Genomic DNA, 14,539 nt, shown 5'->3' on the forward strand with positions numbered 1-14,539 from the left:
AAGAGGAAGCATAAGTTGGCCGTAAACTAAAAGAAGCATAAGTTGGCCAAAACGGCCATCTTATGCTTCTTGTTACACAAAAATAAAAAAACCACCAAATATGTATTGGTGGAGACGGTGGGAGTCGAACCCACGTCCAAAGATATTGGCACTTAAGCTTCTACGAGTGTAGTCGATATATTGGCATTTCGCAAACTCTTCGGCCTATCGACAGGCTTCCAAGTTGCTAGTCTGATTGTTCTCTTCCTTCGTCCTCAGACGGCGAACTCCGGCGTAGTCCACTTAGTTTGAGTCCCTTACCCTACCACATGGACGATGGAGGGAGGAACCGCTAAGCTGTATTAAGCAGCTAAAGCGAAGTTGTTTTGTTGTTTGCCAGTTATTGGCTTTGACGTTTTAACGAGGCCGATCCCCTCGACTCGCAACTTAAGCTCAAACTACCCCTGTCGAATCCGTAACGTCCCCATATAAGAATGGAGCATACGAAGTATATTCGTGATAGCTACTTAATGAGCTGTTTTTCAATGTTCAACTGACCTTACAAAAATTATTATATCATACGTTCAACATTTTACAAATGTAAATTTTTGTATTACATCTTTTGACGATCACGGAATGCACGTGCGATTTCGCGTTTCGCTTCCTTCTCTTTTAAATCATGACGCTTATCATATTGTTTCTTCCCTCGTGCTACACCAAGTGCCATTTTCGCAAAGCCATTTTTTAAATAGATTTTAACTGGAACAAGCGTATAACCTGTTTCTTTTGAATAGCCAATTAGCTTGTCGATTTCTTTCTTATGAAGAAGTAATTTTCTTGTACGAAGCGGCTCGTGATTGAAACGATTCCCTTGCTCATATGGACTAATATGCATATTATACACCCAAACTTCACCATTATGTATACGTGCGAAAGCATCTTTTAAGTTTACGCGTCCGGCGCGAATAGACTTAATTTCCGTTCCTTGAAGGACAAGCCCTGCTTCGTATGTTTCGTCGATGAAATAATCATGAAATACTTTTTTATTTTGTGCAATAACCTTACCACTACCTTTTGGCATTTTATGTCCCTCCTCTATTTGTACCATTTTAACAAAAATTACGAAAAAGTGGAAGTGCTCGCTCAGAATGTTCGGCTCTGATCGGCTAAGGTTCTTTCGCATAGAGGATGCTTTTTATCTTCTTTTACAGAAGGTTCTTAAACACGAAGAGCTTGCCGCCTTAACTAGATACCACCAGAAAAGAAGTGGCTTCGCTCAGTATATAAGCAAAGCCCTCCTTCTTACTTACGCTTTTTCTTTTTCTTCTTAAATCCTGGGACATTTTCAAAGAATGGCTTTTTCTTTTTACCGTTACCATCTTTTTTTCCTGGACGACCAGAGGATTCTTTCCCTTGACCACCACGTTCGTATTTTCTTCCACTACCACGTTCATTGTCACGTGCACCGCCGCGCTCATTATTACGTTCGCCGCGACCACTGCGTCTCTTTCTACCACCTTTTGGCTGTTCAATCACAACTGGACGATCTTTGAATTTACGTCTTGGGCTACCTTTCATACCAACGATTTCAAAATCAATTGCGCGTTCATCTTTGTTTACATTAATAACGCGAATTGTAATTTCATCACCGATGCGGAAGACGTTACCTGTACGTTCACCAATCATCGCAAAGTGCTGTTCATCATAACGATAGTAATCATCCGTTAAATAGCTAACGTGAACAAGACCTTCAATTGTATTCGGAAGCTCTACGAATAAACCGAAGTTTGTTACAGAACTAATCATACCGTCGTACTCTTCACCGATCTTATCAAGCATATATTCTGCTTTTTTCAGTTCGTCTGTTTCGCGTTCTGCCTCAACAGCGCGGCGTTCCATGTTAGAAGAATGCTCTGCAATCTCCGGTAACTTTTCACGCCATTTTGCTTGTGTTTCGTTATCAATTTTACCGTTAATAATATATTCACGAATTAATCGGTGAACAATCGTATCTGGATAACGACGAATTGGTGATGTGAAATGTGTATAGAATTCTGTTGATAAACCGAAGTGACCTAAGCTATCTGCATCGTAACGAGCTTGTTTCATCGAACGAAGCATAACTGTTGAAATCACGACTTCCTCAGGCTGCCCTTGTACCATTTCAAGAATTTGTTGCAGCGCGCGAGGATGTATTTCATTCGCACGTCCTTTTACCGCATAGCCAAAGTTTGTTACAAATTCGAAGAAACGCTCTAATTTATCTTCTTTCGGATCTTCATGGACACGGTACATAAACGGTACGTTCATCCAATGGAAATGCTCTGCTACCGTTTCATTGGCAACAAGCATGAACTCTTCAATTAGCTTTTCTGATACCGAACGATCACGCATTACAACATCTGTCGGTTTACCTTCTTCATCTACTAGTACTTTTGCTTCTTTAAAGTCAAAGTCAATCGCACCACGTCTCATACGTTTTTCACGTAAGATTTGCGCTAACTGACCCATCTCTTTAAACATCGGTACTAATGGCTCATAACGTTTAATTAACTCTTCGTCTTCATCTTCTAAAATACTTCTTACATCAGCGTATGTCATACGCTCTGTCGTTTTAATGACACTTTGGAAAATCTCATGGCTCACAACATCACCAAGATTGTTAATTTCCATTTCACAAGATAGTGTAAGGCGATCCACTTTCGGATTCAAGGAACAGATTCCGTTTGATAAACGATGTGGAATCATCGGAATTACACGGTCAACAAGATACACACTCGTTGCTCTCTCTGCTGCTTCAACATCAATTGGAGATCCTTCATGGACATAATGACTTACATCCGCAATATGAACACCAAGTTTATAATTACCATTCTCAAGCCTTGTTACTGTTACCGCATCATCTAAGTCTTTTGCATCTGCACCATCAATTGTCACAATCATTTGATCACGAAGATCTCGGCGGTCTTTTAAATCTTCTTCTGAAATCGTTTCTGGTACACTGTTCGCGTGTTCCATTACATCTTCCGGGAATGCTAATGGCAAATGATGTTTATGAATAACAGATAAGATATCTACCCCTGGGTCATTTTTATGACCTAGAATTTGAATAACTTCCCCCTCCGCACTTAAACGATCTTGCGGATAGCTTGTAATTTTCACAACAACTTTATGCCCTTCTACCGCACCCATAGATGCACTTTTCGGAATAAAAATGTCACTTGTCCAACGTTTATTATCAGGAAGTACAAATCCAAAATTTTTTGATTCTGTATATGTACCAACTAGTTCCTTCGTACCACGTTCTACAATACGAATGATCGTACCTTCTTGGCGTGATCCGCTAGATTGTGAATTAATACGAGCTAACACTGTATCGCCATGAAGTGCACCATTTAATTCTGTGGGCGGGATAAAAATATCATCGTCACCTGTCTTCTTCTCTTCCGGCACGACAAATGCAAAACCACGTGCATGTCCAATTAACTTACCGCGCACTAAATTCATCTTTTCTGGAAGGCCATAGCGATTGCTACGTGTACGAACAACAAGTCCTTTCTCTTCCATCATAACAAGTGCCTTTACAAAATCTTTAAAGCCAGCGGAATCTACAATTCCAAAAGCAGCTTCTAATTCTTGTATCGTTAGCGGCTTATACGCTTCTTCTTTCATAAATAACAATAATTTATCAATATGTTCTTGAATAATGTCTTCCAAGCACAAATACCTCCTTTAAATCCTCATATTATTTAGTGTATCCGAAACATTGACTCTATATAAAGTGAAACTTCTATAAACACTCGTTTTTCACCATTTATTCTGCTGCGTAATCCTCATCTCAAAAGTTTATTTCTATATAAACCCATTTTGATTTACAGGAACCTACGTTGCGTCTATAAAAGAAGACCTCCACTCATTCTCTCCTTCTGTTCTCACACAGCATGGGGCGAAAAAAGGAACTGACCACTTCTATCCATCGATGGACCCTCTCTTCCACCCTAAAAAGAATGGTTTTAATACCTCATGAAAAAAAGAGGCAACTAGATCTTACCAATCTAGTTGCTCCAAGAAGTTATATACATCCTCGTGTAGCTCATCACGTTGTTTATCAAGCGTAATAACATGCGTAGAATCTTCATACCACTTAATTTCTTTTAACGTGGACTCTACACCATTATAGATAATGTTTGCACTGTCTGTATTAATCATTTCATCATGGCGTGCTTGTACAACAAATGTTGGAGCATAAATCATATCAACATTATTGCGTACGTCACGAATTAAACCTTGTAATGCTTTTAATGTATTCATTGGTGTCTTTTTAAATTCCATCATTTCTTCTGCAATTTGCTCTGGTGATTTCTGCTCACGTTTTTTATATTCACGCGCGTATGCCAATATACCTTGGTACATAATTTCTTCGCTCTTAATGTACATTGGCGCACACATTGGTACAACACCTAAAATCGGTAATGTATAAGCAAGTTTTAACGAGAATACACCGCCCAGTGATAGTCCAACAGCCGCAATCTTCTCATATCCTTGATCCTTCAAATGTTGATACGCAGCCATAGCATCTTTCCACCAGTCTTCAGGACCTGTACGAACAAGTTGTTCTGGCGGTACACCATGACCTTTATAAATTGGGGCGTGGCAAGTATAGCCTTTTTTCTCTAAAAAACGCCCGAGCATACGTACATCAGCTGAATTTCCCGTGAATCCATGTAGTAATAAAACAGCACGGTCTCCACCTTCAAATGTAAATGGTTTCGGAGATGCTAATTTCATCATCTTCTTCTCCTCTTTCTCTTCTATAATCTAGTCGTATTGTTTCTATCCCTAGTTTACCATAGTTCCATTTCCATAATCTAATTAGAAACTTTTTGCGAATAATGAAATACAAATGAGACAAAAAAAGAAGAACCATTAGCGCGAATCCGCTAACGCTTCTTCTTTTTTCATATCTGTCAAAAAGCAAGACCTTTACTTATATGCTTAAGTACGTAACTCCAATTGTTAGTGCAAAGAATAGTACAGCTAAAACAACTGTAATACGGTTTAATACCGCTTCAATTCCGCGTGCTTTTTGCTTACCAAATAATTGCTCTGCACCGCCTGAAATAGCACCTGAAAGGCCTGAACTATTACTAGACTGCATAAGCACCATAACAATCATTAAAATCGATACAATAATAAGTAAAACTGATAATAACGTATGCACCTGGCGTACCTCCTACAAAGATTCAGTTAATTTAACTGTAGCACAAATCCAACAGAAAAGCGAGAGCTGTTCCTATTGCTCTCGCTTTCATCTATTACATAAACATGGTTGCAAATAGCGGTCCAAGCAGACAAGTTAAAATAGCCGTCAATGTCATTGTTACCGATCCAATAACACCTTCATGTTCATTGTTTTTCATCGCTCTCATCACACCCATAATATGTGATGCACATCCAAAACCAATCCCTTTACCAACAGAGTTTGTAACGCGGCTCCATTTCAATAAAAGCGGACCTGTAATTGTTCCTGTAATCCCTGCAACAACAACGAATGCTGCTGTTAAAGATGGAACGCCGCCAACCTGCTCAGATACACTCATTGCAACTGGCATTGTTACGGATTTTGGTAAAGAAGATAAAATTAAGCTTTTATCTGTTCCCATAAGCGTTGCAATCACTAAGTCACTTGCAATCGCAACTGTTGTTCCGACTAATACACCACCCGCAATCGGTACAATATATTTTTGCAACACATGACGCTGTTTATATAATGGAATAGCAAATGCTACCACCCCTGGACCAAGCAGTTTTGAAATCCAGCCGCCACCACTCTGCATGTATTGTTGATATGGTATATCCAGCACAAGTAATAAGACAATCATTAATGCTGTTGCTACAAGCATTGGAATGGTGAATGGTGTTGGCAATACTTTATAAATCTTTTTAGATAATTGATATAATAACAATGTAAGAATAACCCAACCAATTCCGATTAATATTTGGCTCATCGCGATTCTTTTTCCTTTCTATTCGCAAGATATTGTCCTGTATGTCCTGCGACAATAATAATTAAAAATGTACTCGCTACAATTGTAATGAAAAGAGAAATTCCTTTACTCATAAAAAAAGCACCGTAATTCATTAAGCCAATCGTTGGCGGAATCAATAAAAACGGCATAATAGCAACGAGTGTTTCTGCTCCTAAATCAAACCATTTCACAGGAAGAACCTTCATGCTAAGTAAAATAAGCAACAAAAATAAGCCAATCAAACTACCTGGAATTGGAATATTCAACATTTCTTGCACCCATGTTCCAATCATGTAAAACACGTAAAGAGCTACAACTTGGACAATAATCTTAGTAAACTTCATGTTCATCATCCCTCATGTTTATACGATCTTCTGTTTTCTATTCTTATCATAGTATAAATTGTAAAAAGCTGCAATTTATCAACTTGACAACAAAAATGACATATGTTATACGCTTACACCCTTGGTATGACTGGGTTTCCGAGCGGAATTTACGTCAAAAACATTGACCTAAAATGAAAAGTTTATATTTTCTGATTTTTAGGATTTACTATTTTAAAAAAGAAATATCCTCATATGGATTTCTTTAAATATATGAATCAAGTTCACAATATCCCTAAAAGTTTGTCCTAAAAAACATAAAAAGAACACTAATACGTTACCTAGTGTCCTTTTTATATAATGCCTGATATACTACATCACAAAATTCTTTACTCCCATGTACTATGAAATTTATCTTCGTTGCAAATTCAATTGTTAGCATCCAATCTTTATTTCTTCCAATAAGCCCCGTATAACTTGTGCCACCTTCAACTGCTCTGTTTTCTGTTAATAGGTAATACAATGGGAATAGCGCATAGTTCTTTTCTGCTCTCTTTAAGCTATATGATCCAATACTCTCTACTACCCTTGCAATATTATCATGAACATTAACGTTAAAATAGTAACACCCTTCATTTAGTCCTGTTTTTCTACACCCTTCTAATATAGCTGCGTTTAGCTCTTCTGGAGAAAAAGTGGTGGGTTCGGAATTATGAACAATTGAACATACTATTGTATGATGTTTGGCTAAATTGACTGAATATAAAATGGTGTTTACATCAAAGTAGCAGTCTTCCAGAAAATCAATTGGAAAGATGTATTTTTCTAACCATTCTGTAATTTCATTAGATTCTTCATTATCTATCGCTGTAGTCAGTTTAACCATTCTCATTACCCCATTTCCTCTCTTGATTAAACATTTTCTATTTATATCACAGGTTCATTATATTAAATTGTTTTATTGATGTTAACTCACATGCATTACAAACATATAAAAAAACCTCCTATCATAAATAGGAGGTTTTTTATCACTTAATTTAAACAATTAAAAACTACATTTAAATTATTTTTTTAAGTTATAGAAAGATTTTAAACCATCGTAAACAGCGATTTCGCCTAGTTCGTCTTCGATGCGTAATAATTGGTTGTACTTAGCAATACGGTCAGTACGGCTCATAGAACCAGTTTTGATTTGGCCAGCATTCGTTGCAACTGCGATGTCAGCGATTGTAGCATCTTCAGTTTCACCAGAACGGTGAGATACAACTGCTGTGTAACCAGCTCGTTTAGCCATTTCGATTGCTTCGAAAGTCTCAGTTAAAGTACCGATTTGGTTAACTTTAATTAAGATTGAGTTAGAGATACCTTTTTCGATACCTTCAGCAAGTTTTTGAGTGTTCGTTACGAATAAATCGTCACCAACTAATTGAACTTTTTTGCCAAGACGGTCAGTTAATAATTTGTGGCCATCCCAGTCGTTTTCGTCTAAACCATCTTCGATAGAGATGATTGGGAAGTCGTTGCAAAGACCTTCGTAGAAATCAACCATTTCTGCAGAAGTCATGCTGCGGCCTTCGCCTGTAAGATCGTATTTACCAGTTTCTTTGTTGTAGAACTCAGAAGAAGCAACGTCCATTCCTAAGAATACGTTCTCGCCAGCTTTGTAACCAGCTTTTTCGATAGCTTCGATGATTACTTCTAATGCTTCACGGTTAGAACCAAGGTTTGGAGCGAATCCACCTTCGTCACCTACTGCAGTGTTAAGACCTTTGTCATGTAATACAGCTTTTAATGCATGGAATACTTCAGCACCCATACGGATTGATTCTTTGAATGTTGGAGCACCAACTGGTAAGATCATGAACTCTTGGAAGTCAACGTTGTTATCAGCGTGAGAACCACCGTTGATGATGTTCATCATTGGAGTTGGTAATTGTTTTGCATTGAATCCACCAAGGTAACGGTATAATGGAAGACCTACAAAGTCAGCTGCTGCGTGAGCTACTGCCATAGATACACCAAGGATAGCGTTAGCGCCTAATTTACCTTTGTTTGGAGTGCCATCTAATTCGATCATAGCGTTGTCGATACCAGCTTGATCAGTTACGTCGAAACCAACGATTTCTGGAGCGATAATTTCGTTAACGTTGTTTACTGCGTTAACAACACCTTTACCAAGGTAACGAGATTTGTCACCGTCACGTAATTCTACTGCTTCGTGCTCACCAGTAGATGCACCACTTGGTACGATAGCGCGTCCGAATGCGCCACTTTCTGTGTAAACTTCTACTTCTACAGTTGGGTTACCACGAGAGTCTAGGACTTCGCGAGCATAAACATCAATAATTGTTGACATAATATTTTCTCTCCTTTTATATGTGCAATTTAATTATTTAATAATTGTTTTACCTGTCATTTCTTTCGGTTGTTCAACATTTAGAAGTGTAAGCATTGTTGGAGCGATATCTCCTAAGATGCCATCTTCACGTAATTCAACATCATTTTTCGTAACGATGAAAGGAACCGGGTTCGTTGTATGAGCTGTCATTGGCCCACCGTCAGGAGTTAACTCTTGATCAGCATTACCATGGTCAGCAGTAATAAGTGCTACACCATCTTTTGCAAGAATCGCTTCTACAACTTTTCCTAAACATTCGTCAGTTGCTTCTACTGCTTTAATTGTTGGTTCCATCATCCCAGAATGGCCAACCATATCACAGTTTGCAAAGTTAAGAATGATAACATCATGTTTATCATTTTCGATTTCATTTACTAAAGCGTCGGTTACTTCGTAAATGCTCATTTCAGGTTTCAAGTCATAAGTTGCAACCTTAGGTGAGTTAATTAAGATACGCTCTTCTCCTGGGAATTCAGCCTCACGACCACCGCTAAAGAAGAATGTAACGTGCGGATACTTTTCAGTTTCCGCGATGCGAAGTTGTTTTAATCCCGCTTGCGCAACAACTTCACCTAATGTGTTATCAAGGTTCATTGGCTTGAATGCCACGTAACCATCTACTGTTTCACTAAAGTGTGTCATACAAACGAATTCTGGAATGTGAGGTACTTTTTCACCACGATCGAACTCACGGAAGTCTTCATTTGTAAATACACGTGCAATTTGAATTGCGCGGTCTGGACGGAAGTTATAGAAGATAACTGCATCATCATCATTGATTGTTGCAACTGGCGTTTCATCTTCATTAACAATTACAGATGGCAATACGAATTCATCATAGATACCATTTGCATAAGAGTCCTCTACGCATTCATGTGCTGATTTATAAGTAGGTCCTTCGCCATTCACCATAGCACGGTAACATTTTTCAACGCGATCCCAACGCTTGTCACGGTCCATGGAGTAATAACGACCAGAGATTGTTGCGAATTGACCTACTCCTGTTTCTTTAATTACTTCATTTGTTGCATCGATATAACCTTTTGCTGTTTGTGGTCCAACATCGCGGCCATCTAAGAATGCATGGATGTATACTTTCTCCACGCCTTCTTTTGCTGCTAAGCGAAGAAGAGCAAACATATGGTTCATGTGACTGTGCACACCACCATCAGAAAGTAAACCGAATAAATGAAGAGCTGTACCTTTTTCTTTTACGCTTTTAATTGCATTTTGGAATGTTTCGTTCTTATCGAACTCACCTTCACGAATTGCAACGTTCACACGTGTTAAGCTTTGATATACTACGCGGCCAGCACCGATATTTAAGTGACCAACCTCAGAGTTACCCATTTGACCTTCTGGAAGACCCACTGCCTCGCCACATGCTGTAAGCGTTGTGTGAGGGAACTTGTTCCAGTAACCATCAAAATTAGGTTTCTTAGCTTGTGCTACAGCATTCCCGTAAGTTTCTTCACGTAGTCCGAAACCGTCAAGAATGATTAAAGCTGTTGGCTTTCTCATTTTACCGCCCCCAGAAGACCTAAGAAGGAAGCAGGCTCTAAGCTAGCACCGCCAACTAAAGCGCCGTCGATGTCAGATTGTGCCATGTATTCTTTAATGTTTTCTGGTTTTACGCTACCGCCGTATTGAATACGAACAGCTTCTGCAGCTGCTGGAGAAACAGCTTCTGCAACAACTTTACGGATGTGCGCACATACTTCGTTTGCATCTGCAGAAGAAGAAGATTTGCCTGTACCGATCGCCCAAATTGGCTCATATGCGATAACAGTAGCTTTCACTTGCTCTTCTGTTAAACCTGCAAGTGCTTTTGTCACTTGACCTGCTACTAGATCAAATGTTTTTCCGCTTTCGCGCTCTTCTAAAGTTTCACCACAGCAAACGATTGGTGTTAAACCATGTTCAAATGCTGCAAGAGTCTTTTTGTTTACTGCTTCGTCTGTTTCAGCAAACATTTCACGACGCTCAGAGTGGCCAAGTACTACGTAGCTCACTTTTAAGTCGCTAAGTGCTACTGGGCTAATTTCGCCAGTGAATGCACCATTTTTTTCGAAGTGCATGTTTTGTGCACCTACTTTTAAGTCCGTTCCTTCAGTTGCCGCTACTAAGCGCTCTAAGAAAAGAGCTGGAGAGCAAACTACTGCATCAACAGCTGAAGCTGCTGGGATTTGACCTTTTACTTCCTCTACGAAGCTAACTGCTTCAGATAAAGTTTTATTCATTTTCCAGTTACCTGCGATAATTGGTTTACGCATGCTTTGCACCGTCCTTTTTCTTTGGCTGCTACTTATTTGTCGTTAAGACAAACTACACCTGGAAGTTCTTTACCTTCCATAAATTCTAATGACGCACCGCCGCCAGTAGAAATGTGGCTCATTTTGTCAGCCATACCGAATTTTTCAACAGCTGCTGCAGAGTCACCACCGCCGATAACAGAGTATGTACCTTCTGCATCTGCTAATGCTTGTCCTACTGCTTTTGTACCTTCTGCAAATGGAGTCATTTCAAATACACCCATTGGTCCGTTCCATACAACAAGCTTAGAGTTTTTAATTACATCAGCATAAATTTCACTTGTTTTCGGTCCGATATCCACGCCTTCCCAAGTTTCAGGAATTGCATCGATACCTACAACTTTTGTTGTTGCAGTTTCAGAGAACTCTTCTGTAATTACAACATCAACTGGCATATAGAAGTTTACGCCCTTTTCTTTTGCAAGTTCCATAAACTCTTTTGCTAAGTCAATTTTGTCATTTTCACATAGAGATTGTCCGATTTCATGTCCTAATGCTTTTACGAATGTGTAAGCAAGGCCACCACCGATAATTAGGTTATCTACTTTGTCTAATAGATGACGAATTACACCGATTTTATCTTTTACTTTCGCACCACCGATGATTGCTGTAAATGGGCGTTCTGGGTTAGAAAGTGCTTTACCTAATACTTCTAACTCTTTTTCCATTAGGAAACCAGATACTGCTGGTAGGTAGTCTGCAATACCTGCAGTAGAAGCATGAGCACGGTGAGCTGCACCGAATGCATCGTTAACGAAAAGATCAGCAAGAGCTGCAAATTCTTTCGCAAGTTCTGCATCGTTCTTTTCTTCGCCCGCATAGAAACGTACGTTTTCAAGAACTAATACGTCGCCTTCGTTCATTGCTGCAACCATTTCTTGTACAGCTGGTCCGAATGCTTCGTCCGCTTTTTTCACATCTTTACCAAGAAGCTCACCTAAACGTGCAGCTACTGGAGTAAGACGCATTTCTTCTACTACTTGGCCTTTTGGACGACCTAAGTGACTTGCTAAAATAACTTTCGCACCTTGCTCTACTAAATATTGAATTGTAGGAAGAGCTGCACGAATACGAGTCTCGTCTGTAACTTTGCCATCTTTCATAGGTACGTTGAAGTCAACGCGGCAAAATACTCGTTTACCTTTTAAATCTACGTCACGAATTGATTTTTTGTTCATTGGATTTCCCTCCGACTAGTTAGGATTGACAAAACCCATTCAAAAGCTTATCACATTTGCTTCTAAAACGAAAGAAGAGAGAGAGGGAACAAACCCTCTCCCTCGTTTTGTCATTGATAACTTATAAACTTAAGAATTAAAGACCTTTAGAAGTCATGTATGCAGCTAAGTCTACTACACGGTTAGAGTAACCAGTTTCGTTATCGTACCAAGAAAGTACTTTAACCATGTTACCTTCCATTACCATTGTAGATAATGCATCGATTGTAGAAGAGTTTGTGCATCCGTTATAGTCGATAGATACTAATGGCTCTTCGCTGTATCCAAGGATACCTTTTAATTCGCCTTCAGCAGCTGCTTTGAATGCTGCATTGATTTCTTCCACTGTTACTTCTTTGTCAAGTTCAACAACTAAGTCAACAAGAGAAACGTTAGCAGTTGGAACACGTACTGCGCCACCGTTTAATTTACCTTTAAGTTCTGGTAATACTAATGCTACAGCTTTAGCTGCACCAGTAGATGTTGGGATCATGTTTTCAGCTGCTGCACGAGCACGACGTAAATCTTTGTGTGGTAAGTCTAAGATTTGTTGGTCGTTAGTGTAAGAGTGAATTGTTGTCATCATTCCGCGTTTTACGCCGAATTTTTCGTTTAATACTTTAGCGAATGGAGCTAAGCAGTTTGTAGTACAAGAAGCGTTAGATACTACGTTGTGGCTAGCTGCATCGTATTGTTCGTGGTTAACACCCATAACAACAGTGATATCTTCGTCAGAAGCTGGTGCAGAGATGATAACTTTTTTAACTGATCCACCTAAGTGTTTTTCAGCGTCTGCTTTTTTAGTGAAACGTCCAGTAGATTCTACTACGATTTCTACTCCGTAGTCGCTCCATGGTAATTGAGCTGGGTCACGCTCAGCGATAACTTTAATTTCTTTACCGTTAACAACGATGCTGCTTTCGTTAGCAGATACTTCTGCATTTAAAGTTCCGTGAACTGTGTCATATTTTAAAAGGTGAGCTAAAGTTTTAGCGTCTGTTAAGTCGTTGATTGCTACTACTTCTACCTCTGGGTTGTTAAGAGCTGCGCGGAATACGTTACGTCCGATACGTCCAAATCCATTAATACCAATTTTAGTCATTTAAATTTCCTCCTTGGGGGATTATATTAAAGGGTAATACCCTTTGTTAATTGTTTCGCTGCACCTTCATCTGTAATTAGAATCGAAGTGTGCCCTTGTTTAATTACAGCCTGTATTGCTTTTGCTTTTGAAGATCCTCCAGCGACCGCAACAACGTGAGATACGTGTTGTAAATCTTTCAGTTGCATACCTACTGTTTGTACTTTATGAACGACATTACCTTGTTCATTGAAATAATAACCGAAAGCCTCGCCGACTGCTTCACTTGCTTTAATTTTCATCCAATCTGCTTCTGAAGTATTTCTGCGCCGTGCCATTGTTAACGCATCACCAATTCCATGAATGACGATATTGGAAGATCGAATCAACTCAAGAACTTCTTTCACGGAAGGCTCTGTCACAATAGACGCATATGCTTCGCTACTTACATGGTCTGGAACATACAATAAGCGATAATTACTCATCGTATTTTGCGCCATCTTCGCACAAATGGTATTGGCCTCTAATTCGACACCTTCTCCAATTCCACCACGCGCTGGGACAAATAGCATATGTAAATCTTTGCAATCTAGTTGCATCATGTCCGCAGCAGCAGCTAGCGTTGTTCCTCCAGCCACAGCAACGATATTATTCGCTGTCAGACGGTCTTTTATACAAGTCACACAAGCACGGCCCATCTCCAGTTTGACCCAAGGTGATTCATCACTATCACCAGGGACAACGAAAACTTCATCCAAGTCTAATGTTTCCTTAAGTTGTTTTTCTAAAACCTTTAACCCGGAAATTTCTTTCATAAAGTCTTCCAAAGCAAGAACCACAGTTGTTCCTTCTTCTGTTAAAGTCATTCCAGAAGAGGCGACGTGAACTAAGTTTTGTTCTTTCAAAACTTGTACTTCACTTCGCAATACTCGTTCTGTCATACCAAGACTTGCAGATAAATTTCTTCTGCCAATCGGCTGCATGAGACGAATGTGCTGAAGAATTTGCATTCTCGTTTGCATAACAGGTAGCAGATCAGGTAATAATTTTTTTGTATTTTGAATCCATGAGCGCATATCTTTTCTCCTCACTGCATCGGTTCATTTTCCCTCGTGGTCACTTTGTGTCCCGTAGTGACATTTTATGTCCCACTAGGTTTAAAAAAATAATCCCTGCTACGTTTATTATTGTAACAGGAGA

At 39.3% G+C, this 14,539-nt stretch carries 13 protein-coding genes and 1 other RNA gene; all 14 read right to left on the bottom strand.

What is annotated here, in order from left to right; translation table 11 throughout:
* Window positions 1-106 precede the first annotated feature (106 nt).
* Window positions 107-465, bottom strand: a transfer-messenger RNA (tmRNA) gene (gene ssrA / locus ORL93_RS21640).
* Between the two features lie 127 nt (window positions 466-592).
* Window positions 593-1,060, bottom strand: a complete 468-nt coding sequence (smpB, locus tag ORL93_RS21645) for an SsrA-binding protein SmpB (RefSeq protein ID WP_001123909.1) — start codon at window positions 1,058-1,060, stop codon at window positions 593-595.
* Window positions 1,061-1,281: 221 nt separating this feature from the next.
* A complete protein-coding gene (gene rnr, locus ORL93_RS21650; RefSeq protein WP_033797423.1) occupies window positions 1,282-3,696 on the bottom strand; it encodes a ribonuclease R in 2,415 nt (804 codons plus the stop codon).
* 330 nt (window positions 3,697-4,026) lie between these two features.
* The gene (locus ORL93_RS21655; protein WP_265959474.1) at window positions 4,027-4,767 is read right to left on the bottom strand and encodes an alpha/beta hydrolase; all 741 of its coding nucleotides are present in this window, start codon (window positions 4,765-4,767) and stop codon (window positions 4,027-4,029) included.
* Window positions 4,768-4,966: 199 nt separating this feature from the next.
* Window positions 4,967-5,200, bottom strand: a complete 234-nt coding sequence (gene secG / locus ORL93_RS21660; RefSeq protein ID WP_003201945.1) for a preprotein translocase subunit SecG — start codon at window positions 5,198-5,200, stop codon at window positions 4,967-4,969.
* Between the two features lie 94 nt (window positions 5,201-5,294).
* Entirely contained in the window at window positions 5,295-5,987 is a 693-nt protein-coding gene (locus ORL93_RS21665; RefSeq protein ID WP_018765083.1) for an LrgB family protein, read from the bottom strand.
* Window positions 5,984-6,352: a CidA/LrgA family holin-like protein gene (locus ORL93_RS21670; RefSeq protein ID WP_018765084.1), complete on the bottom strand. Its 369-nt coding sequence runs from the start codon at window positions 6,350-6,352 to the stop codon at window positions 5,984-5,986. The genes ORL93_RS21665 and ORL93_RS21670 overlap by 4 nt, the downstream gene beginning before the upstream one ends.
* A 316-nt stretch (window positions 6,353-6,668) precedes the next feature.
* Complete coding sequence (locus tag ORL93_RS21675) at window positions 6,669-7,217, bottom strand: hypothetical protein (protein ID WP_257130234.1); 549 nt, start codon at window positions 7,215-7,217, stop codon at window positions 6,669-6,671.
* A 177-nt stretch (window positions 7,218-7,394) separates the two neighbouring features.
* Window positions 7,395-8,687 (bottom strand): phosphopyruvate hydratase, encoded by a 1,293-nt coding sequence (gene eno, locus ORL93_RS21680; RefSeq protein WP_003201939.1) that lies wholly within the window; start codon window positions 8,685-8,687, stop codon window positions 7,395-7,397.
* A gap of 33 nt (window positions 8,688-8,720) precedes the next feature.
* Window positions 8,721-10,250: a 2,3-bisphosphoglycerate-independent phosphoglycerate mutase gene (gpmI, locus tag ORL93_RS21685; protein WP_018783332.1), complete on the bottom strand. Its 1,530-nt coding sequence runs from the start codon at window positions 10,248-10,250 to the stop codon at window positions 8,721-8,723.
* Window positions 10,247-11,002: a triose-phosphate isomerase gene (tpiA, locus tag ORL93_RS21690; protein ID WP_018783331.1), complete on the bottom strand. Its 756-nt coding sequence runs from the start codon at window positions 11,000-11,002 to the stop codon at window positions 10,247-10,249. The genes gpmI and tpiA overlap by 4 nt, the downstream gene beginning before the upstream one ends.
* Window positions 11,003-11,034: 32 nt before the next feature.
* Window positions 11,035-12,219 carry a phosphoglycerate kinase gene (locus ORL93_RS21695; RefSeq protein WP_006096527.1) on the bottom strand — a complete coding sequence of 395 codons (1,185 nt, stop codon included), beginning with the start codon at window positions 12,217-12,219 and terminating at the stop codon, window positions 11,035-11,037.
* Between the two features lie 136 nt (window positions 12,220-12,355).
* Window positions 12,356-13,360: a type I glyceraldehyde-3-phosphate dehydrogenase gene (gene gap, locus ORL93_RS21700; protein ID WP_006096526.1), complete on the bottom strand. Its 1,005-nt coding sequence runs from the start codon at window positions 13,358-13,360 to the stop codon at window positions 12,356-12,358.
* A 26-nt stretch (window positions 13,361-13,386) separates the two neighbouring features.
* Window positions 13,387-14,415, bottom strand: a complete 1,029-nt coding sequence (gene cggR, locus ORL93_RS21705) for a gapA transcriptional regulator CggR (RefSeq protein ID WP_018765088.1) — start codon at window positions 14,413-14,415, stop codon at window positions 13,387-13,389.
* Window positions 14,416-14,539 lie beyond the last annotated feature (124 nt).

The sequence above is a fragment of the Bacillus sp. DHT2 genome (assembly GCF_026241455.1).
GTDB lineage: Bacteria > Bacillota > Bacilli > Bacillales > Bacillaceae_G > Bacillus_A > Bacillus_A pseudomycoides.